The organism is Streptomyces sp. NPDC008317, assembly GCF_042955955.1.
Taxonomy (GTDB): Bacteria; Actinomycetota; Actinomycetes; order Streptomycetales; family Streptomycetaceae; genus Actinacidiphila.
In genome coordinates this window covers 157,360-176,385 of the sequence record NZ_JBIBFQ010000007.1, presented here as the reverse complement: position 1 = coordinate 176,385, position 19,026 = coordinate 157,360, and the positions used below count along the sequence as shown (strand labels likewise).

21 protein-coding genes are annotated in these 19,026 nt (G+C 68.1%); 11 read left to right on the top strand and 10 right to left on the bottom strand.

Translation table 11 applies throughout. The annotated features are described in order from the left end of the window. Nucleotides 1-183 precede the first annotated feature (183 nt). The 7 genes from ACFY9V_RS23460 to ACFY9V_RS23430 form a co-directional block, all read right to left on the bottom strand. Nucleotides 184-1,698: an endo-1,4-beta-xylanase gene (locus tag ACFY9V_RS23460; protein WP_391162729.1), complete on the bottom strand. Its 1,515-nt coding sequence runs from the start codon at nucleotides 1,696-1,698 to the stop codon at nucleotides 184-186. Between the two features lie 673 nt (nucleotides 1,699-2,371). Beyond that, entirely contained in the window at nucleotides 2,372-2,860 is a 489-nt protein-coding gene (locus ACFY9V_RS23455) for a universal stress protein (RefSeq protein ID WP_391162728.1), read from the bottom strand. A 125-nt stretch (nucleotides 2,861-2,985) separates the two neighbouring features. After that, entirely contained in the window at nucleotides 2,986-3,963 is a 978-nt protein-coding gene (locus ACFY9V_RS23450) for a carbamate kinase (RefSeq protein ID WP_391162727.1), read from the bottom strand. Then, complete coding sequence (argF, locus tag ACFY9V_RS23445) at nucleotides 3,956-4,978, bottom strand: ornithine carbamoyltransferase (RefSeq protein ID WP_355335120.1); 1,023 nt, start codon at nucleotides 4,976-4,978, stop codon at nucleotides 3,956-3,958. The genes ACFY9V_RS23450 and argF overlap by 8 nt, the downstream gene beginning before the upstream one ends. 55 nt (nucleotides 4,979-5,033) lie before the next feature. Further along, nucleotides 5,034-6,353: an arginine deiminase gene (locus ACFY9V_RS23440; RefSeq protein WP_391162725.1), complete on the bottom strand. Its 1,320-nt coding sequence runs from the start codon at nucleotides 6,351-6,353 to the stop codon at nucleotides 5,034-5,036. Continuing rightward, a complete protein-coding gene (locus ACFY9V_RS23435; protein WP_391047956.1) occupies nucleotides 6,350-7,837 on the bottom strand; it encodes an amino acid permease in 1,488 nt (495 codons plus the stop codon). The genes ACFY9V_RS23440 and ACFY9V_RS23435 overlap by 4 nt, the downstream gene beginning before the upstream one ends. 94 nt (nucleotides 7,838-7,931) lie before the next feature. Continuing rightward, complete coding sequence (locus ACFY9V_RS23430) at nucleotides 7,932-8,789, bottom strand: SPFH domain-containing protein (protein WP_391162724.1); 858 nt, start codon at nucleotides 8,787-8,789, stop codon at nucleotides 7,932-7,934. Between the two features lie 337 nt (nucleotides 8,790-9,126). On the opposite strand from ACFY9V_RS23430, the gene ACFY9V_RS23425 reads away from it, so the two are divergent. Beyond that, nucleotides 9,127-9,678, top strand: coding sequence for a universal stress protein (locus ACFY9V_RS23425; RefSeq protein WP_391162723.1), 552 nt, complete (start codon nucleotides 9,127-9,129; stop codon nucleotides 9,676-9,678). Continuing rightward, nucleotides 9,566-10,186, top strand: coding sequence for a helix-turn-helix domain-containing protein (locus ACFY9V_RS23420; RefSeq protein ID WP_391162936.1), 621 nt, complete (start codon nucleotides 9,566-9,568; stop codon nucleotides 10,184-10,186). The genes ACFY9V_RS23425 and ACFY9V_RS23420 overlap by 113 nt, the downstream gene beginning before the upstream one ends. Here ACFY9V_RS23420 and ACFY9V_RS23415 read toward each other — a convergent pair. Then, the gene (locus tag ACFY9V_RS23415; RefSeq protein WP_391162722.1) at nucleotides 10,077-10,562 is read right to left on the bottom strand and encodes a hypothetical protein; all 486 of its coding nucleotides are present in this window, start codon (nucleotides 10,560-10,562) and stop codon (nucleotides 10,077-10,079) included. The two genes, ACFY9V_RS23420 and ACFY9V_RS23415, sit on opposite strands and share 110 nt — an antisense overlap. A 594-nt stretch (nucleotides 10,563-11,156) precedes the next feature. Between ACFY9V_RS23415 and ACFY9V_RS23410 the strand changes: the two genes are divergently transcribed. The 4 genes from ACFY9V_RS23410 to ACFY9V_RS23395 all read left to right on the top strand — a co-directional run bounded on the left by ACFY9V_RS23410 (nucleotide 11,157) and on the right by ACFY9V_RS23395 (nucleotide 14,589). Then, entirely contained in the window at nucleotides 11,157-11,849 is a 693-nt protein-coding gene (locus ACFY9V_RS23410) for a PRC-barrel domain-containing protein (protein WP_391162721.1), read from the top strand. Between the two features lie 282 nt (nucleotides 11,850-12,131). Further along, nucleotides 12,132-12,935: an alpha/beta hydrolase gene (locus tag ACFY9V_RS23405; protein ID WP_355335103.1), complete on the top strand. Its 804-nt coding sequence runs from the start codon at nucleotides 12,132-12,134 to the stop codon at nucleotides 12,933-12,935. Then, on the top strand, nucleotides 12,935-14,239 hold the full coding sequence (locus ACFY9V_RS23400) for a SpoIIE family protein phosphatase (protein WP_391162719.1): 1,305 nt from the start codon (nucleotides 12,935-12,937) through the stop codon (nucleotides 14,237-14,239). The genes ACFY9V_RS23405 and ACFY9V_RS23400 overlap by 1 nt, the downstream gene beginning before the upstream one ends. Beyond that, nucleotides 14,236-14,589, top strand: a complete 354-nt coding sequence (locus tag ACFY9V_RS23395) for an anti-sigma factor antagonist (protein ID WP_391162718.1) — start codon at nucleotides 14,236-14,238, stop codon at nucleotides 14,587-14,589. Before ACFY9V_RS23400 ends, ACFY9V_RS23395 begins: the two co-directional genes overlap by 4 nt. 88 nt (nucleotides 14,590-14,677) lie before the next feature. Here ACFY9V_RS23395 and ACFY9V_RS23390 read toward each other — a convergent pair whose 3' ends face one another. Together ACFY9V_RS23390 and ACFY9V_RS23385 are read right to left on the bottom strand one after the other, a co-directional pair. Further along, complete coding sequence (locus tag ACFY9V_RS23390) at nucleotides 14,678-14,878, bottom strand: hypothetical protein (RefSeq protein WP_391162716.1); 201 nt, start codon at nucleotides 14,876-14,878, stop codon at nucleotides 14,678-14,680. Between the two features lie 108 nt (nucleotides 14,879-14,986). Next, a complete protein-coding gene (locus ACFY9V_RS23385) occupies nucleotides 14,987-16,177 on the bottom strand; it encodes an MFS transporter (protein WP_391162714.1) in 1,191 nt (396 codons plus the stop codon). 80 nt (nucleotides 16,178-16,257) lie between these two features. Between ACFY9V_RS23385 and ACFY9V_RS23380 the strand changes: the two genes are divergently transcribed. The 5 genes from ACFY9V_RS23380 to ACFY9V_RS23360 all read left to right on the top strand — a co-directional run bounded on the left by ACFY9V_RS23380 (nucleotide 16,258) and on the right by ACFY9V_RS23360 (nucleotide 18,886). Then, nucleotides 16,258-16,647 carry a MerR family transcriptional regulator gene (locus ACFY9V_RS23380; RefSeq protein ID WP_266608394.1) on the top strand — a complete coding sequence of 130 codons (390 nt, stop codon included), beginning with the start codon at nucleotides 16,258-16,260 and terminating at the stop codon, nucleotides 16,645-16,647. 703 nt (nucleotides 16,648-17,350) lie between these two features. Further along, the gene (locus ACFY9V_RS23375) at nucleotides 17,351-17,608 is read left to right on the top strand and encodes a hypothetical protein (RefSeq protein WP_391162713.1); all 258 of its coding nucleotides are present in this window, start codon (nucleotides 17,351-17,353) and stop codon (nucleotides 17,606-17,608) included. Between the two features lie 8 nt (nucleotides 17,609-17,616). Continuing rightward, nucleotides 17,617-17,793 (top strand): toxin glutamine deamidase domain-containing protein, encoded by a 177-nt coding sequence (locus ACFY9V_RS23370; RefSeq protein ID WP_391162712.1) that lies wholly within the window; start codon nucleotides 17,617-17,619, stop codon nucleotides 17,791-17,793. 21 nt (nucleotides 17,794-17,814) lie between these two features. After that, the gene (locus tag ACFY9V_RS23365) at nucleotides 17,815-17,991 is read left to right on the top strand and encodes a hypothetical protein (protein ID WP_391162711.1); all 177 of its coding nucleotides are present in this window, start codon (nucleotides 17,815-17,817) and stop codon (nucleotides 17,989-17,991) included. Between the two features lie 382 nt (nucleotides 17,992-18,373). Further along, complete coding sequence (locus ACFY9V_RS23360; RefSeq protein WP_391162710.1) at nucleotides 18,374-18,886, top strand: hypothetical protein; 513 nt, start codon at nucleotides 18,374-18,376, stop codon at nucleotides 18,884-18,886. Nucleotides 18,887-19,026: the final 140 nt, after the last annotated feature.

Sequence of the window (19,026 nt, the reverse complement as noted above, 5' to 3'; positions counted from 1 at the left end):
CATTCGCGCGACAGGCGCCGCCACCGGGCCTAGGTTCTGTCCGGCGGATCACGAATGGCCCCTTCGGCGACCGTGCTCCGGGCGCCGCGCGGGCCCCGTCTCTCCACGCGACGGGACGTCTTCCGGCGCGGCCCCATGGCGCCGGAAGACGTCCCTCACCTCATCGGATGAAGTGGGGCGCGATCAGTTGCCGGCCCATGTCCATTTCTGGTTGCTGCCGCCGGAGCAGGAGTACATCTGGATCTGGGTGCCGTTGGCGGTCCCGGTGCCGACCGCGTCCAGGCAGAGTCCCGACTGGGTGCTGGCGATGGAGCCGTCGGAGTTCAGGCGCCACTTCTGGTTGGCGCCGCCCCAGCAGGAGTAGATCTGCGCCTTGACGCCGTTGCTGGTGCCGGCCGCGTCCAGGCACTTGCCGAGGGATTTGAGTTCGCCGTCCGACGTCAAGGTCCACTTCTGGTTGCTGCCGCCGGAGCAGTCCCACAACTGGACCTGCGTGCCGTCGGTCGTCGTGGAGTTGGGCACGTCCAGGCACCGCCCCGAACCCGTCCCCTTGATCTGACCGTTGCTTCCGCCGCCCGGCGGGGTCGTGGGAGGAGTGGTCGGGGGCGTGGTCGGAGGTGTGGTGGGAGGCGTGGTCGTGCCACCTCCGGCCGCGTTGAGAGCGTTCAGGACGGCTGTGTACGCCGCCTTCTTGTTGCCGCTGCTGTCGAACAGCAACGGCGTGTCCTGGCTGCGCCACGAGTCGCTGTCCCGGACGCCCCATACCGTCATGCCGAGGCATCGCGAGACCGCCAGGCAGTCGTTGGTGATGTTGGCGTACGTGGTCGGCGACGCGCCCTGGACGTCCAGCTCGGTGATGGCCACGTCGACGCCGAGAGCGGCGAAGCTCTGGAGCGTGGTACGGAAGTTGCTGTTGTACGGGCTGCCGCTGTTGAAGTGGGACTGGAAGCCGACGCAGTCGATCGGAACGCCGCGGGCCTTGAAGTCCTTGACCATGTTGTAGACGCCCTGCGTCTTGGCGTCGTTCCAGTTCTCGATGTTGTAGTCGTTGTAACAGAGCTTCACGTTCGGATCGGCCGCCCGCGCCGTCCGAAAGGCGACCTCGATCCAGTCGTTGCCGGTGCGCTGGAGGTTGGAGTCGCGTCGTCCACCGGAACCGCCGTCGGCGAACGCCTCGTTCACCACGTCCCACTGCGCGAGCTTGCCCTTGTAGTGACCAACCACGCCGTTGATGTGGTTGATCATCGCCTGGCGCAGCGCGCTGCCGCTGAGGGACTGCATCCAGCCCGGCTGCTGGCTGTGCCAGGCCAAGGTGTGGCCGCGTACCTGCTTGCCGTGTTGTACGGCCCAGTTGTAGACCTGATCGCCGCCGTTGAAGTTGAACTGGCCCTGCTGGGGCTCGGTGGCGTCGATCTTCATCTCGTTCTCGGCCGTCACCATGTTGAACTCGCGGTCGGCGATCGTCGTGTAGGCCGAGTCGCCGAGCTTGCCCGAGGAGATGGCGGTGCCGAAGTACCGCCCGCTCTGCGCGGCTGCCGCGCCGAGGGACGTCGCGGCGGCGCCCGAGGGAGCCGCCGCGACCAGGACCGCCGTGGCCGCCACGACCGAGCCGGTCGCGACGGCGACGACGGCCCGGTGGACACGGCTGAGCCGTCGTCGGGTCCCGGGCGGGGGTGGGGGTATGGCCTTTGTGCTCATCGCAGAGCCTCCGTAACCGATTCACAGAACGTGGGGGGACGCGCGGGACGCACCCGCGGATTCGTAGGCGTCGACCGTTTCGGCTCCACCGAGTCGGCAGGGCCGTCGCCTCGGGGACTCAGTGTGGAAACGCCCGCGAAACGTGTCAACACTTTCGGAGAAGTTTCGGAAACTATTGCTGGTCAGGGTGATAGCTGGACGGCTTCTGAGCACGTCCGAGGCACCGAAAGTTTCGATCCCATGGGTCACCTCGCCGCGCTCGCCCAGCCGCGCCAGATGTTCCGGTCCCACCGGGCCGGGTGCGCACGGCAACGAGCAGCCGCACCGCAGGCGGCAGCCCGTACACGTCGAGGCCGGTGAAGCTCCTGCGGCGCTGCCGCGCTCGCGCCCCGGCAGAACGGAGTTGGGGCTCGGGCATCCTCCGGGCCTGGGCTTCAGCAACGTCGTTCTCCCGAGCCCTGGCTTTCGCGATCGAGGCGAGCTGCGCCTCGTACGTCCGCGGGTCTGACATCTGCAGGCCCCGCCCTGTTCGGGCGAACCAACGCAGATCGGCGAGCCGTCCTGGATAGTCCCGGTCACCGGGGCTGAGCCCGCGCCAGTTCGGGAAGCTGGTGCCGGTTCTGCGGCGTGCGGGCGCGGTTGATCGAGGTGGGATCACCTACTTCCTGCGAGGTTATTCGTCGGCCGGGTCGCTGGTCGCGACCGGCTGCGGAACGACTACGACGGGGCAGGACGCGTGCTGGACGCAGTGCTGGCTGACGGAACCGAGCAGGACGCCGGCGAAGGTGCCGTGTCCCCGGGTTCCCACCACCAGCAGCCGGGCGTCGCGCGCGGCGTCAGTGAGGACTTGTGCCGGGTGCCCCTCCACCGAGTGGGTTGCCACCTGGACCGTGCTGCCGTTCTGGTTCTTCACGACGCGCGCGACGGTTTCTTCCAGGCATTTCTCGGCCGAAATGGCGAAGTTTCCGCCGTCGGGCATGGACGGCAAGTAGCCCCAGGAGTATCCGTACATGCTGGGGTATTGCCATGCGGCGACCGCCGAGAGCGACGCCCCCACCTGTCGGGCGTACTCCATGGCCCAGTGCAGCGCGGCCTCGGACCCGGCAGAGCCGTCCACTCCCACGACGATCCGGTCGGTCTGGTCCACGGGCAGATCTCTCATCGGAACTCCTGCTGATCGTTTGCGTTCGGATCTCAAGCTCGGATCTCAAGCTCGGACCTCAAGCTCGAATTGTGCGGGCCATGCCCTTTGTTCGGTCTCAGCCGACCGTCCGCTCTTCCTTCGAGTCACCCGTCCACCGAGGCGCGTCGGCCACCGTTTCGGGAGCGCGCGTCCACTTGTCCGAGCCGGTGTTCGGCGATGGTGGTCCCGGCGCTGCCGTTCAGGACCGCGGCGGCCTGGGACAGCGAGCCGATGGCCGCTTTCCGGCCGGTCGCGATGACGAATCGGGCGCAGGCGGTGAGTTTGGGGCCCATGGAGCCGTCAGGGACGGATATCCGGCTCATGTCGTCCACATTGATCCGCCTGCGCAGCATCGCCTGGGGTGTGGCGAAGTGTTCCATCACGCCCGGCACGTCCGTGAGGACGAGCAGCCGGTCGGCGTTCACCTTGATGGCGATCAGCGCCGCGGTGAAGTCCTTGTCGACGACGGCCTCCACGCCGTGGATCCGTCCGGCGTCGTCTTCGGCGACCGGTACTCCGCCGCCGCCACCGCAGATGATCACGGACTGCTGCCTGAGCAAGTGGGTGATGGTGCCCTGTTCGAGGACGCGCTGCGGGTGGGGCGAGGACACGACGCGTCGCCAGCGTCCGCCGTCGGGGGCGATGTCCCAGCCGTGGAGTTCGGCGAGCAGGCGGGCCTGCGGCTGGTCGTAGACCGGTCCGACGAACTTCGTCGGTCTGGCGAAGGCCGGGTCCTCCGCGTCCACGACCGTTTGGGTCACGATGCTGAGGATCGGCTTGGTCACCCCGGCGTTGCGCAGTTCCTGGACCAGCCAGTAGCCGATCATTCCCTGGGTCTGGGCGACGAGTACGTCCAGCGGGTAGGGGCGCGTCAACGAGGTGTCGCTCTCGCTTTCGAGCGCGAGCATGCCGACCTGCGGTCCGTTTCCGTGGCAGATGACCAGTTCGTTCTCGGCGGCGAGCGGGGCGAGGGCCTCAGCCGCGGCGCGGATGTGACCGATCTGGAGCGCGGCATCGGGCTTCTCGCCACGACGCAGGAGCGCGTTGCCGCCGAGGGCGACGACGATGCGCACCTCAGTCACCCAGCGCGGCGACGAGGACGGCCTTGATGGTGTGCAGGCGGTTCTCCGCCTGGTCGAAGACGATCGATCGAGCGGATTCGAAGACCTCGTCGGTGACCTCGGCGCCGGTGAGCCCGTACTGGTCGTTGAGGCGCTGACCGAGTGGTGTGCTGCTGTCGTGGACCGAGGGCAGGCAGTGCAGGAATTTGGTGTCGGGCTTGCCGGAGCCGAGCAGGACCTTCTCGGTGACGCGGTACGGCAGGAGCAGCGGAATGCGCGTCTTCCACTGCTCGTCGGACTCGCCCATGCTGACCCACACATCGGTGTAGACGAAGTCGGCGCCCGCTGTGGCCTGCTCGACGTCCTCGGTCACCAGGACGCGCGCGCCACTGTTCGTGGCGAGGTTCCGGGCGGTGGCGATGACGTCGTCGGGGGGCCACAGTTCGCGCGGCGCCGCGATCCGCACATCCATGCCCAGCAGGGCGCCGGTGACGAGAAGCGAACGGGCGACGTTGTTGCGGCCGTCCCCGAGGAAGCAGTACGCGATCTGCCACATGGGGCCGGGGTGGTGTTCGGTCATGGTGAGCACGTCGGCCAGCGTCTGGGTCGGGTGCCAGGAGTCGGTGAGCCCGTTCCATACGGGGACGCCGGCATGGTCGGCGAGCTGCTCCACGGTGTCCTGGGCGAAACCGCGGAACTCTATGCCGTCGAACATCCGGCCCAGCACCCGCGCCGTGTCGCGTACCGACTCCTCACGACCGATGTGGGAGCCCTCGGGCCCGAGGTAGGTGACATGGGCGCCTTGCTGGTGTGCGGCGACCTCGAATGCGCAGCGGGTGCGGGTGGAGCTCTTCTCGAAGACCAGCGCGATGTTCCGGCCTGTCAGCGCGGGCCGTTCGGTGCCGCCGGCCCTGTCGCGCTTGAGCTGCGCCGCGCGCGTGATCAGCGCGAGGAACTGCTGCTTGTCGAGGTCGGTCTCCTTCAGGAGCGAACCGGGATGCCGAAAGGCGGTGGTCGGGGCGGTGGTCGTCGTCATGGGGCGGACCTCGTTTCTGAGCGGTACGGCGGCGTGCGGGCGGGGCGGAGGCGGTTCAGATGCCGTCGCGCTGAGTGGGACAGGTCATGCACCGGGCTCCGCCGCGGCCTCGGCCCAGCTCGCTGCCGGGGATGCTGATGACCTCGATGCCGTTGTCGCGCAGCATGCTGTTGGTGACGGTGTTGCGTTCGTAGCCGACGACGATGCCGGGGGCGATGGTGAGGAAATTGTTGGCGTCGTCCCACTGCTCTCGCTCGGCGGCTCGCGCGTCCTCCTCGGCGGACAGGACGCGTAGTTTCTCGATGCCCAAGGCGTCGGCGATGGTGGCGAAGAGGTCGTCGCGCTGCTCCACGTGCAGCGCCGCGGTGTCGTGCTCGACGACCTCGTGCGGGTCGGCCGGCTCGATCACCCAGGTGCGCATGTCCTTCGGGTCGAGGTTGGGGTAACGGACGAAGGTGTCCGTGTCGATCATGGTCAGGACGGTGTCCAGGTGCATGAACGCGTGGGACTTCGGGAGCTGCACGGCGATGACGGTGGTGGCCTGACCGGTCCGGAAGAGCTCTCGGGCCAGGATTTCCACGCCCATGGGGGTGGAGCGCTCTCCCATTCCGATCAGGACGGCGCCTCGCCCCAGGACGTGGATGTCACCGCCTTCCAAGGTGGCCGGCTGGTGATTGCTGTCGTCGTCTCCGTAGTAGCGGGGAAACGTGCGGTCGGCGAAGAGCGGATGGAAGTCGTACACAGCCCTGCTGTGCAGCGATTCGCGCTGCCGGGCGGACTTGGCCATCGGGTTGATGGTGACGCCGCCGTATATCCAGGCGGAGTTGTCGCGTTGGAAGAGCGTGTTGGGCAAGGGCGCCAGTACGAAGTCGTCGGCGTCCAGGGTCTGCCAGCGCAGGCTGCGTACCCGCAGCGGTGACAGGTCCGTGCGAGTGACGCCCCCGATGAGCAGCTCGGCCAGTGTCGCGGAGTCGGTGTCGTCGGCGAGCGCCCGCAACGGGGCTGCCAGGGTGGGTCCGACCTGCTCGGGCGTGCAGACGCGGTCCAGCACGAACGCCCGGGCCTCGGGGAGTGCCAGTGTTTCGGCGAGCAGTACGTCGAAATGGTGCACGGTGACGAAGCGGTCGCGGAGGGCCTGGGTGAACGCGTCGTGTTCTTCGCGGGCTCTGGCAGCCCACAGCACGTCGTCGAAGAGCAGTTGGTCGCAGTTGCGGGGAGTCAGGCGGCTGAGTTCCAGCCCGGGACGGTGGACAACGGCTTCACGCAGTTGGCCGACTTCGGAGTGGACTCCCGGCGTGCGGGTCGACCTGGTCTGCCCGGCGGCTCGGTCGGCGGGGCGCTCGGCGGCGGGAACAGCTTGTGTCGGTCGCGTCATGACGGGATCTCTCCGGTGTCGGTGGTGCGGGTGGCGGGCGCCGGGGTGAGCCGACTGCCCACCGGGGTCTCAGGGACCTCGGGAAGGGCGGCGCTGTCGAAGGGCACGACGAGGCTCTCGCCGTACTCGCCTCGCCCCGACTTCAGCCAGATGTAGACGGGCAGACCCAGCAGGACGCAGAACAGGCCGTAGTAGACGGCCTGGTACCCGCTGCCGGCCAGCGACCAGAAGGAGAAGACGAGGGCGACCGCGGAGACTCCGCAGTCGCGGACCAGGTGCTGCCAGTGGGTCTGCCGGCCGCGCGTGAGGAGCCAGTACAACTGCGCGGCAGCGCTGAACAGATAGGGGATGACGGCGGTGACCACGGAGAGCAGGACGAGCGTGGTGAAGACCTTCTCGAAGCGCGTGTAGCTGACCACGGTCAGGACCGAGGCGAGGAAGGTCGAGCTGATGATGCCGAACGCGGGTATGCCGCGTCGGCCGCGGGCGAACACCGCCGGGAACAGGCGGTCCTTCGCGGCTGCCATGGGCATTTCGCCGACGACCAGGGTCCAGCCGATCAGAGCGCCCAGGCCGGAGACGATCGCCGCGACGGCGACGGTCTGGCCGGCCCAACGGCCGCCGAAGATGGCGTCGGCCGAGTCGGTGAACGGCGCTGTGGACTTCTGCAGGGCGGCGTTGGAGACCGTGCCGAACACGGTGACCGTGCCCAGGATGTACACCACGGCGCAGCCGATGGTGCCCAGCACCGTGGCCCGTCCGACATTGCGCCGAGGGTCACGTACGCGGCCGGCCACCACCGAGGCGGTCTCGATGCCGATGTAGCTGAACAGCGCGATGGCCGCGGCGGCCGAGATCGCCGCGGTCGCCGAGGTGCCGGTGGGGTTGAGCGGCCCGAAGTTGTGGGCCTTGATGAACAGCAGCCCGACGGTGGCCATGAACAGCAGGGGAATGAATTTGAGCACGGTCGTGACGTTCTGCGTGATGGCGATGTTCCGCACCCCGGAGAGATTGATGACCGCGGGTATCCACAGACCCGCCATGGCGATCACGACGGACCAGAGCTTGGCGTGCCCGGTGTTCCAGAAGACCTCGACGTATCCGACCCACGCGACGACGATCGCGGCGTTGCCGGCCCATGCGGTGATCCAGTAGGACCACGCGTTGAGGAAGCCGCCGAAGTCCCCGAAGGCGTCTCTGGCGTAGACATACGGGCCGCCGGAACCCGGCACTCTCTTCGACAGCGACCCGAAGGTGAACGCCAGCGCCAGAGCGCCTACGGTGACCAGGACGAACGCGACCAGACTGATCGGGCCGTACGGCGCCAAGGCACTCGGCAGCGCGAAGACTCCCGTGCCGATCACCGATCCGATGACCAGTGCGGTGGCCGTCGGCAGTCCGAACTGCCGCTTCTTCGCCGTCTTCTGCGTACTCGTCGGGTGCGAGGTTTCTCCGGACGCCTCATCGTGCACCTGCGTACTCAACTGAGTTCCTCCTCGCCTCTGTTCACGACGGCCCACGCTGGGGGCTCGGCAGCGGCAGTCCGGCGGTCCACGTCGGGCTGCCGCTACCGGTCGCTCACACCGATGCGTTGGCGTTGGAGCCGTTCAGTACGGGGACGGGGACGGTCTTCACCATGCCGGTCGCCGGTACGGGGGCCGCGGCGGCTGCCTTCTCACGGGCGAGGAAGGATCCGAGCTCGCCGATGGTGCTCATGAGGGGGGCGGGGAAGACCACGGTCGTGTTCTTGTCGACGCCTATCTCGACCAGGCTCTGCAAGTTGCGGAGCTGGAGCGCCAGCGGGTGGTCCATCATGATGTCCGAGGCGTCGCCGAGCGCGGCGGCGGCCATCGATTCGCCTTCGGCGTTGATGATCTTCGCTCGCTTCTCCCGCTCGGCTTCCGCCTGGCGGGCCATCGCGCGCTTCATGCTGTCGGGCAGTTGGATGTCCTTGAGTTCGACCAGGGTGACCTCGACGCCCCATTCGGTGGTCGTCACGTCGAGGATCTCGCGGATGTCCAGATTGATCCGGTCAGTTTCCGACAGCGTCTGGTCGAGGGTGTTCTGGCCGACGACCTTGCGCAGGGTCGTCTGCGCTATCTGATTGATCGCCGTGTTCACGTTCTCTATCGCGATCACCGATTTCACGGCGTCCGCCACTCGGAAATAGGCGACGGCCGACACATCGACGCTCACATTGTCCCGGGTGATGATGCCCTGGGACTGGATGGGCATGGTGACCGTCCGCAGCGACACCCGGTGCAGGACGTCGACGAACGGAACGATGAACCGCAGCCCCGGCGGACGAGCACCGACCAGCCGCCCGAACCGGAACAGAACTCCCTGCTCGTACTGCTTGATCACCTTGACCGCCATGGCGATGGCCACGATGGCCAGGATGACCACGATGACGAGAAGGAAAATCAGAAGTGCCATTGCGTTGCTCCTCAGAAAGGATGGCGGATTCCTGGTCCAGGACATATCGACTGGCAGGACCGCGGGCAGTGCGTGACGGGCGGAGAGGATGTGACCGGTGGAGGTCGTATCAGCAGCCCTCAGACGCTCCCGTTCGTCCAACTCGTCTGCGCAGTCCTGTAGTTCATATCCGCATCGTCGCCGCGCCAGATCGTCGTCGGTAGGGCCGGGTGGTCCCTCCTCACCGGCTCAGCGGCCCCCTGCGTCCACCGGATTCTCCTGAGGACTGGCCGCAAATCCATTTCGGAGAGCCGGTCGGCTCTTGGCCGCCGTACTGGTGCCGCACCATCGTGGAGTTATGAGAATCCAAGAGACCAACCTGAGGGAATTTTCCGGAGCGCGGCCGATCGTCGTCGGGGTGAACGGTTCCCGTGCGTCCCTTGCTGCCTTGCGATGGGCCGTGGCGGAAGCGGAGGCACGCAAGGTACCCCTGGTGACGGTGCACGCCTGGGAGCCGTCGGTACGTCGGCGTGCGCCGTATGCCACCGTGGCGGAGCGCCGTACACCGGCCGAGGACCGGGAGTCCGGGCAGAGGCTGGTCCAAGTCGCGGTGGCCGCAGTCCGGATGGCCCATCCGGGCGCTGACGTGCGGGCGGTGCTGGCCGAGGGGCCGCCGGTCGCGGTACTCCTGCGCTACAGCGACGACGCTCTCCTTCTGACGCTCGGGCAGAGCCTGTACAGGGACGGCTCGCCGACCGAACTCGGGCCGGTGACCCGCGCGTGCGTCAGGGAATCCCATTGCCCCGTCGTTACGGTTCCGGAGCTCCGCGCCACAGCCCGGCACAGCGAACTCCCGCCCGTGGCCCCCGTGGCCCCCGTGGCCCCCGTGGCGACGGCCTTGGCCGGCTGACCTCCTGCGACCGCGGCGCGAGCAGTTGGGGCTGAGTCGCGAGGAGGTCGCCGGACGGGCTGGTTCCGCGGGTGGCTACCTCCAGTTTGTGGAGGAGGAGGCCACTGTGCTCGGCGTCACGTTCCTGCCGCGGTTGGCGAACGCGCTGGAGACGACGGTCGCGGAGCTGGTTGCGCAGGGCAATGTGTCGTTCAGAACCGCACCGGACGCGCTGCCCGCACAGGCGGCGGGCACGGATACCGCATTCGAGGCGGATCACCATCGTGCCGAGGCGGGTCACCGGTCGCAGGATCGCCGTGCGGCAGAATCCCGCCGCGGCGGGGCCGTCAGGAAAACCGCGGTGAGACGCGCCGTCGGGGGACCGGTTCGTCCGCTTGCGACCTCAACGCCGGACAGGGTCAATCGCGGCGGACGGGGACGGTCGGGAGACCATGGAGTACGGAGCGGACCGAATCGCCGTCGCACGGGGCGAACAGGGCCGACAACCCCGCGTTCAGGCGGACGCTGACGGAGCGTTCGGAGACTCCGAGCCGCTGCGAGGCGTCGGCGCAGCTCTGGTCACCGATCAGCATCAGCGCCAGCTCCACCCGGTCGAGCGCGACTGACGCCGTCTCGGGGCACCGGTCCCTTATGTGGGGGACGTGAGGTGGGACAGGTGAAGAGCGCGTCCGATGCGTTGTGATGACGGAGTCCGGTGCGGCGAGCACTTCGGCCATGGCGGCTTCGACCACGACCGGATCGTCCGTCATCAGGGCTGACAGGGCGTGGATGGCGATCAGGTGGCGGTCGCACCAGATGATGATCGAGCGTCGGCGGGCGAGGAGTCGCTCGGTTTCGCGGTTCCGGGTGGAAGCGGCGGCCGGCCTCGTTCTGCGCAGAGTCACTGCGGACCTCTTTTCGAAGCGCGGGTCCCGGTCACCGGGCGCGGGCGCTGAATTGAGCACGAGTTGAGCGAACCTGCGGAAGGAATGCCGCGCGGTGCCGCGCTCCGGTCACGCGGTGCCCGGGCACTGGTGCGGAGCCTGTGGCGAGGCATGCGGCCCGGTTACGCGAGTGGAGGCAACCACGCCAACAGCGCAGTCCGGAGGCGACAGGGCCGGTCCGGAAGCTCGCTCGGAAGCACTCGGATGGTCGGGCGATGGATCATCGTCTCACTCGCCTCAGGTACGTCCGTATCGACTGTGCGGTATGCCGCCGGGGTCACGGACGTCACGGCAACTGTAGCGGCGTTCGACCACGTCGACCATGGCCCGAGGTGATAATCCCATCGGACGCATCCATCCGCGACGGTGGATCGACGGGAACTGCCGAGCAGGGCCCTTCGGCCCCTGGAAGGGCCGTTCGGCATCTGCGCGGACCGCGGGTGCGCGGGACAGACTGCGCAGCGGGGCCGGACGTACGACGTACGCAACCGACCGCCCCGGCGCCCGCACTGATCTCACTGGGCGTCCGCACACGATGCGGAACGAGGAAAAGCCATGACACTCACGACGAGGCCCTTCACCATCGGCGCAGAAGTCTCCGACGAGGACGGCGCCTTCGGGGTCCTGCGCCGGGTGGTCGTCGACCCGGTCGCCAGAACCCTCACTCACCTGGTGATCGAGCCCAAGTACCACCACGCGGCCGGCCGCCTCGTACCTGTCGGTCTGATCGACCAGTCCGCCGCACGGATCGCACTGCACTGCACCACGGCCGAGTTCGAGGCTCTGTCGAGCGCCGACGAGAAGCATTTCGTGCCCGCACCGGACAATGAGTGGGGCTATGCGGGCGGCGAGATTTTCGCTCTCCCCTACTACGGACTCGGTATGGGGACAGGCGCGGTCGCCATGAGGCCCGTTCTCCCGGTTCCTGGCCCGCGCCTCATCACGCGGGACCGTATTCCCACCGGCGAGGTGGAGATCCGCCGGGGTGACGCCGTGCACGCGACCGACGGTGAGATCGGCCGGGTCCAGGGCCTGGCCGTGGACACCGGTGATTACCACGTCAGCCATGTGCTGCTGGACGAGGGCCACTTGTGGGGAAAGCGACGCGTCGCGATCCCCATCGACGCGGTCGTCAGCGTCACCGGCGACGTCCGGCTCAGGTTGACCAAGGACGAGGTACGCGACCTGCCGCCGGTCGACCTCGCCCATGACCCCACACCGACCGTCGCCGACGGAGCCCCTGTCTGAGCCGCAGGGGGGCAAGCCTCCGCTGACCGGCACGGCACGAGCCGCGACCCTGTGTCGACGTCTCGGCTCCTGCGGTGCCCTCAGGCGTTCACGCGGACCAATGGCTGCTCTCGCCCCTGACGGCCAGGGAACAGCAGAGCGGCCGATCCGGGCGGAACGGGATCGGAGCCCCCCTTCGCACGGCGCTCCGCCGGACGGCGGTGATGGAAGCCGCGGCCCGCAGTCCGCCACGGCCTCGGGCCGCTGCCCGGGGTGGGGCGGGGGGATGGGAAACTGGCGGGTATGGATATCCGTCGCAGGAACAACGTCACCGTCACCGGCTGTGCAGACGGGCCGGTGCTCCTGCTGGCGCACGGGTTCGGCTGTGACCAGAACATGTGGCGCACGGTGGTTCCCGCATTGGCTGAGAGCTACCGGGTGGTGCTCTTCGACTACGTGGGTTCCGGCCGGGCGGACCCGTCGGCCTGGGACGAGCGGCGTTACAGCTCCCTGGAGGGCTACGCGCGGGACGTACTGGAGGTCTGCGAGGAGCTGGACCTGCGGGACGTGACGTTCGTGGGGCACTCGGTCAGCGCGATGGTCGGGGTGCTCGCCGCGGCGAAGGCCCCGCGGCGTGTGTCCCGGCTGGTGATGGTCGCGCCGTCGCCCTGCTACATCGACGACGACGGTTACCGGGGCGGGTTCAGCGCCGAGGACATCGACGAGCTGCTGGAGTCGCTGGAGTCGAACTATCTGGGCTGGTCGGCGGCGATGGCCCCGGTCATCATGGGCAACGCGGACCGCCCGGAACTCGGCCAGGAGCTGACCGCCTCGTTCTGCGCGACCGACCCGGACATGGCTCGCGTCTTCGCCCGCACGACGTTCCTGTCCGACAGCCGCGAGGACCTGAAAACGGTCACGGCGCCGACGCTGGTCCTTGAATGCAGGCAGGACGTGATCGCGCCCCGGGAGGTCGGCGCCTACGTCCACGCGGCGATCCCCGGCAGCCGCCTGGTCACGCTGGAGGCGACGGGTCACTGCCCGCAGCTGAGCGCGCCGCAGGCCACCGCGGGCGCGATCATCGAGTTCGTCGGGACGAGCCGGTGATGTGCAGGACCGACCAGGCGCCCGAGCCGGGCGAGGAGCAGGACGTGGACACCACGGACGCGGTGTTCACCTCACTGCTGGAGGACAGTGCGGAGGAGCTGTACGAGCAGGCCCCGTGCGGATATCTGTCGACGCTGATGGACGGCACCATCGCGAGGATCAACACCACCCTGCTGGACTGGCTGGGCATGGAGCGTGCGCAGGTGGTGGGGCGGATGCGGTTCACCGATCTGCTCACTGTGGGGGGCAAGCTCTATCACGAGACGCACTTCGCGCCGCTGTTGCAGATGAAGGGCGAGGTCAGCGGCATCGCCCTGGACATCAGGGCCGCCGGAAAGGCGCGGATGCCGGTGCTGGTCACCTCGAAGGTGAAGACCAGCGAGGACGGCGAGCCCCTGCTGATCCGCACCACCGTTTTCGACGCCCGCGACCGCCGCGCCTACGAGGCGGAGTTGCTGCGCGGCCGCGAGGCGGCTGAGGAAGCCCACCGGCAGGCTGAAGCGGCGCGCCGGCGGGCGGAGGCTGATCGCGTCCGGCTCCAGGAGGCGCTCGCCGTTCTCCAGCAGAGCCTGCTGCCCTCGCAGCTGCCCGCGATCCCGGGCCTGGAGGCCGGTTCCTACTACCACACGGCATCCCCGGATCTGCTGGGCGGAGACTTCTACGACCTGTTCCCCCTGGACTGCGGCCGGTGGGCGTTCTTCCTCGGGGACGTGTGCGGCAAGGGGCCCCAAGCCGCCGCGGTCACCTCACTGGCCCGCTACACCCTGCGCGCCGCCGCCCTGCACGATGCCGACCCGGTCACCGTCCTCACCACCCTGAACACGGTGCTGCACGAGCGGTACGCCAGCGGCGAGGGCCGCTACTGCACCGCCGTCTTCGGTGTCCTGGAAACCGATGAGGGCCACGTCGGCGTGCACCTGGCTTCCGGCGGACACCCGTCCGCGGTGATCCAGCGCGCGGACGGCAGCACCGACTACGTTCCCACTCCGGGCGGCCTGCTCGTCGGCGTCCTGCCGCAGGCCCCGTTCACGGCCGCCCGCGCCGATCTGCTGCCCGGCGACACCCTGCTCCTGTACACCGACGGCCTGACCGAGGCCCGCACCGGGCCGAACCGTGAACTGTACGGCGAGGACGCTCTGTGTGCTTTCATCGCCGCCCAGCCGCCGACGGGCCCGCAGGCTCTCATCACCGCCCTGAGCGGGCTGCTCGCCTCCTTCGGCGACGGGCTCGACGACGACACCGCCCTGCTCGCCCTCGGCATGCCCGCCCCGCTTCCCACCACCGCGAGTGACGAGCTGACATGAACCCTCTGACGATCACCGCCCGAGCCACGGCCACCGGTCCCGTCCTGGAGATCACCGGTGACCTCGACTACGCGACGGCACCCGAACTGCGCAGGGCCGTAGACGGCCTGGCGGTCGCCGCGGGGCAACTGCTGGTCCTTGACCTGGCCGGCCTGGACTTCTGCGACTCCAGCGGGATCAGCGCTCTGCTGTCGGTTCGGAGTCTGGCTATCGAACACGGCGGCGCCATGACCCTCGCCGCGGTTCCCGCGAACACCGCCCGCATCCTGGGCATCATCGGCCTGGACCAGGTTTTCACCATCCACCCGGACGCCACGACGGCCACCGCCCACGACTCCGCCGCCAGTTGATCCTGCTCCGGACAGCGTCAGCCAAGGGGGTCAGCGGCCGGGTGGCCGCGCTCTGCCGCCTCCGCCAACCCCGCTGCTGCGCGTTCCATTACTTGCCGCCTGCCTGCTCCAGGGCGGCCTCGTAGGCGTACAGCGCGGCGATGACCGTGGCGCGGCCGGCGGGGTCGAGACCGCGCATGACGCGTTCCCACGCAGAGGCGCTGGCAGAAAGCCATTCGCCGATCGGTGCGGCGTAGGCGGGGGCGATGGCGACGATGCGGCGGGGGAGTTGGACGGCGATGCCGCCCACGCCACCCGCCGCACCGGTGATCAGAACGTTGACTGGTGGGTGCGGCCGCCAGCGGCCGGGCGGGCAGGGAGACCCGCTCGGCCCGGGTACCGCAGCCGGGACGGGGAATCAGGCGTTGATCGAGGCTTCGTGTCCGGCGTCCTTCGCCGATGTCCGTGTCCGGGGCAGGACGAGATAGGTCAGGGCCAGTCCGATCAGGCTCAGGACCGCGCCCGCCAGGCCGGTCCACCGCAGAGCACCGGCGGCGACGATCGCGCCGCCGATGACCGAGCCGGCTGCCGCACCGAGGTTGAAGGCGCCCACGTTGACGGAGACCGCCAGGCTCGGCGCGGCGCCCGCGTGGTGCAGGATCAGTCCCTGTAGCGGGGCGATGGTCGCGGTGGCGAACAGACCGAGTACCAGGACTGCCGCCACGGCGGTGGGCTGCCACACCACGGCGAACGGGATGAGCGAGAGCGTCGCCGCGAGCCCGCCGAAGACCCCGCGTACGGTGGCGCTCATCGACTTGTCGGTCAGCTTTCCGGCGGTGAGGTTGCCGAGAAAGCTACCCGCGCCGTAAGCGAGCAGCAGACCGGAGACCGCGTCGGCGGAGAAACCGGAGACCCGGGTCAGCAGCGGCGCGATGTAGGTGAACAGTGTGGCGACCCCGGAAAAGCCCACCGCGGTGGTGGCGATGGCGAGCATGACCGGCCGACGGGTCACCACGCGTATCTCGTCACGCAACCGCGTGGAAGGGGCTTCCTGACGGGGCAGTACGGCGGCCAGGAGCACGGTGCCCACCAGGGACAGAACGGTCAGCGCGGCGAATGGAGCCCGCCATCCGGCGCTTTGCCCGAGCAGTGCCCCCAGGGGCACTCCGAGGAGCGTGGCCACGGTGAAGCCGGAGGCCACGGTGGCGATGGCCGAGCCCGTCTTCTCGGCCGGGACCACCCGAACCGCCGTCACCAGCGCCAGCGCCAGGAAAGCGGCGTGACTCAGCGAGGACACCACGCGGCCCACCAGGAGCAGGCCGAACGACGGCGCCACGGCGCTCGTCGCACTGCCCGCCGCGAACAGCAGCATCAGCCCGATGGCGAGGCCCTTGCGCGGCAGACGCGAGGTCAGCAGGGCCATGAGCGGCCCTCCGACCACGACTCCGAGCGCGTATGCGGTCACTGCCTGTCCGGCGGTTCCCACGGAGACGTCCAGATCCTCGCCGACCTGGGGCAGCAACCCGGCGATCAGGTACTCCGAGGTACCCACGACGAAGACGCTTGCGCACAGTGCGGCGAGCGTCGCGAAACCCTTGTTCACCTTCATGCCGCAGACGCTAAAGTCTCACATGGGTATGAGAGTCAAGCCCGAACGGGCAATGTCCGCGCGACTGTCAGGAGGTCCCTGTGCGTATCGGTGAGTTGTCCCGGCGGACCGATGTGGCCGTGTACTTGTTGCGCTACTACGAGGAGCAGGGTCTCCTCCATCCGCAGCGTCGTCCCAGCGGTTACCGGGAATACGTCGAGGAGGACGTCGCCGTGGTCCGCCGCATCCGCAGCCTGCTGGCCGCCGGCTTGGGCACCTCCACCATCACCGCGGTCCTGCCGTGCCTGCGGGATACCGGCGACCGTCTCGTCCCCACCTGCTCGGACCTGCTCGCCGACCTCCACCAGGAACGCGACCGCATCGCTCAGGCCATCAGCGACCTTCAGGCTTCCATGGACGCGCTCAACAACGTCATCGCTGCGGCCCCAGCCGACGTCACTCGCAGGGCACTGGCTTCACTCGACGTGTGAACGAATCGCCTCTCACCGCCGTACCCCGACGGCGCTGAGGTCCCCAAGGTGGCGCCCGGCCTGTCGAAAGGGTTACGGAGTTGGCCCGCATATGGCCCGGATCTTGGTGACGGACTCCCGCCAGATGCCGAGGAGTGCCCGCACCTTTACTTGTCCTCGCGGCGCCCGGATTACCACCGCGGTCCTGCCCGTGGAAGCGCACCGTCGGACAGGTGCGAGGCAGAAGCGGCCGTGCGGTATCGCGGTCACCGTCGAACAGCCGAGGCCGTGCGAACTGTCCAGGAGCCGCCGGGTCGTCGGGGTCCCTGTGAACGTCTGTCTCGGCTGCGAGCCCATGCTCCATGCCGGCCCAGCAACCCCATTCTGATTGCGGAGAACGCCGTCCGTCCGCGGGGGCCGGGGTGGTCGTATGGGCTGATATGCCATACCGCCCATTAGGCGCAGACCAGCGCGTCGGCTACGAAGGGGCTTTGTGCCTGTGCAATGGCAGAGTCGAGGCCGAGGTGGTCGCGCCTGTGCTGCCGTAGCGAAGGTGTGGAAGCAGCGCGGCCAACCGCGGGCAGGCCCGATATTCTTGGTACCGGCCGTATCGGTTCGTAAACGGCGCTTGGCGTCTCAGCGGGTCCGCTCGATGACGCAGCGGCCTCGCCGGAGTTCGGTTCTCCCGGAGTGCCGTAGAAGTGAGCGTCCCAGCCGATCGGCTGTGGCTGAGCCTGGCGAACTCCGCGGCGAGATTGTGGACTTCTCCGTTGTGGATCAGGGGGAATATGACCTGACCTCTACCGCGCTGCCCCAAATGCTCTGTCAGCAAAGCTGTGACCAACTCGCCGACGAGTACGCTGCCGCAGACCAACTGGTTCAGCAGATTGCCGTAACTGTTCTTGGCGGGGCCAAGGGCGGCAGGAGAGGATCGGCCCTGCTGACGACCGTCGGCCTCTTGGATTTGAGGGGGCGCGCTTGAGTGGCGTCATGAAGGACGTACTCCTCTGGGGCCCGGGTGGTCGCGTTCTCGTTGCTGTTACCAGAGGCACGGGATCCAGAATTGGTCACGTCTTCAATGTGGTCAACGTGGACGGTAATATCGTCTTCCTCGACTACCAGTTAGGAAAGGCCCAGCCGGTAGGCTGGGGGAGTGCTAACTCATGAGGATGAACTGACGAGCTGTCAATGATTGAAGTGCTGGGCGCGACCTCTACTTTGTTGGTGCAGGGCGGTGCGGGCCGGGACCCGGAGACGATGAGGCTTGAGCCGGAGCACGCCTACGTCGAGGACGGGCACGCAGTCATTCCCTACAACTCCCGAGCCTTTTTTGACGAAGGCCGCAAAAGGGAGCGGCTGCTGTGAAATCTACCGGTCTTGGTAGATCTCTCTACTGGAGTGTGCCGATACATGACCATCCAGGAAGTACTGGCAAGCCCAGAGGCTCAGGGCAGCGAATGATACGGCGATGAGTTCGCCTTGCTTGGCCGGACGGCCCTGCCGTCCGACGGCGTCGTAGCGGTACTGCGCCACGGCTGTGGCTGTCGAGGCGCTCGCGCCGTCGGCGGTTGCCCACAAGTTGATGGCTGAGACTTGTCCCGTGCATCACTCGCCGGTCCTCCCGCCGCAGCGGGCAACCGGCCTCCCGCGATGCCGAACGCGACTGATCGTTCTCAAGGGCACCACGGTCACCCTGGCACGAAGCGACCCTGACCCTGGGCCCCGAGGCCACTTTTCCATAGAGTCCGTGAACGTGACCATAGTCCTGAACCTCGCCACCATAGTGATCGCCTCTCTGGCATTGCTGCTGGCCCTGCGGCAGAACCGCCTCAGCAACGGAGGGAACCACCTGCCGGTGATCCTCGAAGCCTTCAAGTTAGTCCACGGCCCGGAGTCGACCTACCTCGAAGATGAGAAGTATGTCTTGAACGATCTAGCCCGGCACTCCGTCGACTGCCGCGTTACCGAACTTCCCGACGAAGCTCGCCCCCATGCATTGAAGATAGGGATGTTCTTCGACGACCTCGGCAGGCTCGTCGCCCACGGCATAATCGATCAGGAACTGGTTGTCGGCTCCTTCGGTACGGGAATCGTCCGCATGTGGGACGCCCTGGCCCCGTACGTCTACCAACAGAGACGCGTCCACAACAACCACTTCTGGATCTACTTTGAGGACCTCGCAGCCCGCACCGCTGCTACACCGAACACCCTGGTCTACGCTGCCTTGGGCCTGCGTTCACGCCCACCTCGGAGCCGGTGACACCCAGCGTCATCGCCCGCCCCACCCAGCACAGCATCCGTCACGGAACTTCAAGCAGGCCCTCAGAACCGACGAGTTCTTTGCCCGCGGGCTCGCTCAACCCGACCCCCGCCGCGCCACGCCCGGCTGCGGTTCGAGGA

Excerpts from the sequence above, each read along its gene's own strand:
- ACFY9V_RS23460 (WP_391162729.1), bottom strand. The coding sequence starts at position 1,698 with ATGAGCACAAAGGCCATACCCCCACCCCCGCCCGGGACCCGACGACGG.
- ACFY9V_RS23455 (WP_391162728.1), bottom strand. The coding sequence starts at position 2,860 with ATGAGAGATCTGCCCGTGGACCAGACCGACCGGATCGTCGTGGGAGTG.
- argF (WP_355335120.1), bottom strand. The coding sequence starts at position 4,978 with ATGACGACGACCACCGCCCCGACCACCGCCTTTCGGCATCCCGGTTCG.
- ACFY9V_RS23440 (WP_391162725.1), bottom strand. The coding sequence starts at position 6,353 with ATGACGCGACCGACACAAGCTGTTCCCGCCGCCGAGCGCCCCGCCGAC.
- ACFY9V_RS23430 (WP_391162724.1), bottom strand. The coding sequence starts at position 8,789 with ATGGCACTTCTGATTTTCCTTCTCGTCATCGTGGTCATCCTGGCCATC.
- ACFY9V_RS23425 (WP_391162723.1), top strand. The coding sequence starts at position 9,127 with ATGAGAATCCAAGAGACCAACCTGAGGGAATTTTCCGGAGCGCGGCCG.
- ACFY9V_RS23410 (WP_391162721.1), top strand. The coding sequence starts at position 11,157 with ATGACACTCACGACGAGGCCCTTCACCATCGGCGCAGAAGTCTCCGAC.
- ACFY9V_RS23405 (WP_355335103.1), top strand. The coding sequence starts at position 12,132 with ATGGATATCCGTCGCAGGAACAACGTCACCGTCACCGGCTGTGCAGAC.
- ACFY9V_RS23400 (WP_391162719.1), top strand. The coding sequence starts at position 12,935 with ATGTGCAGGACCGACCAGGCGCCCGAGCCGGGCGAGGAGCAGGACGTG.
- ACFY9V_RS23395 (WP_391162718.1), top strand. The coding sequence starts at position 14,236 with ATGAACCCTCTGACGATCACCGCCCGAGCCACGGCCACCGGTCCCGTC.
- ACFY9V_RS23385 (WP_391162714.1), bottom strand. The coding sequence starts at position 16,177 with ATGAAGGTGAACAAGGGTTTCGCGACGCTCGCCGCACTGTGCGCAAGC.
- ACFY9V_RS23370 (WP_391162712.1), top strand. The coding sequence starts at position 17,617 with ATGAAGGACGTACTCCTCTGGGGCCCGGGTGGTCGCGTTCTCGTTGCT.
- ACFY9V_RS23365 (WP_391162711.1), top strand. The coding sequence starts at position 17,815 with ATGATTGAAGTGCTGGGCGCGACCTCTACTTTGTTGGTGCAGGGCGGT.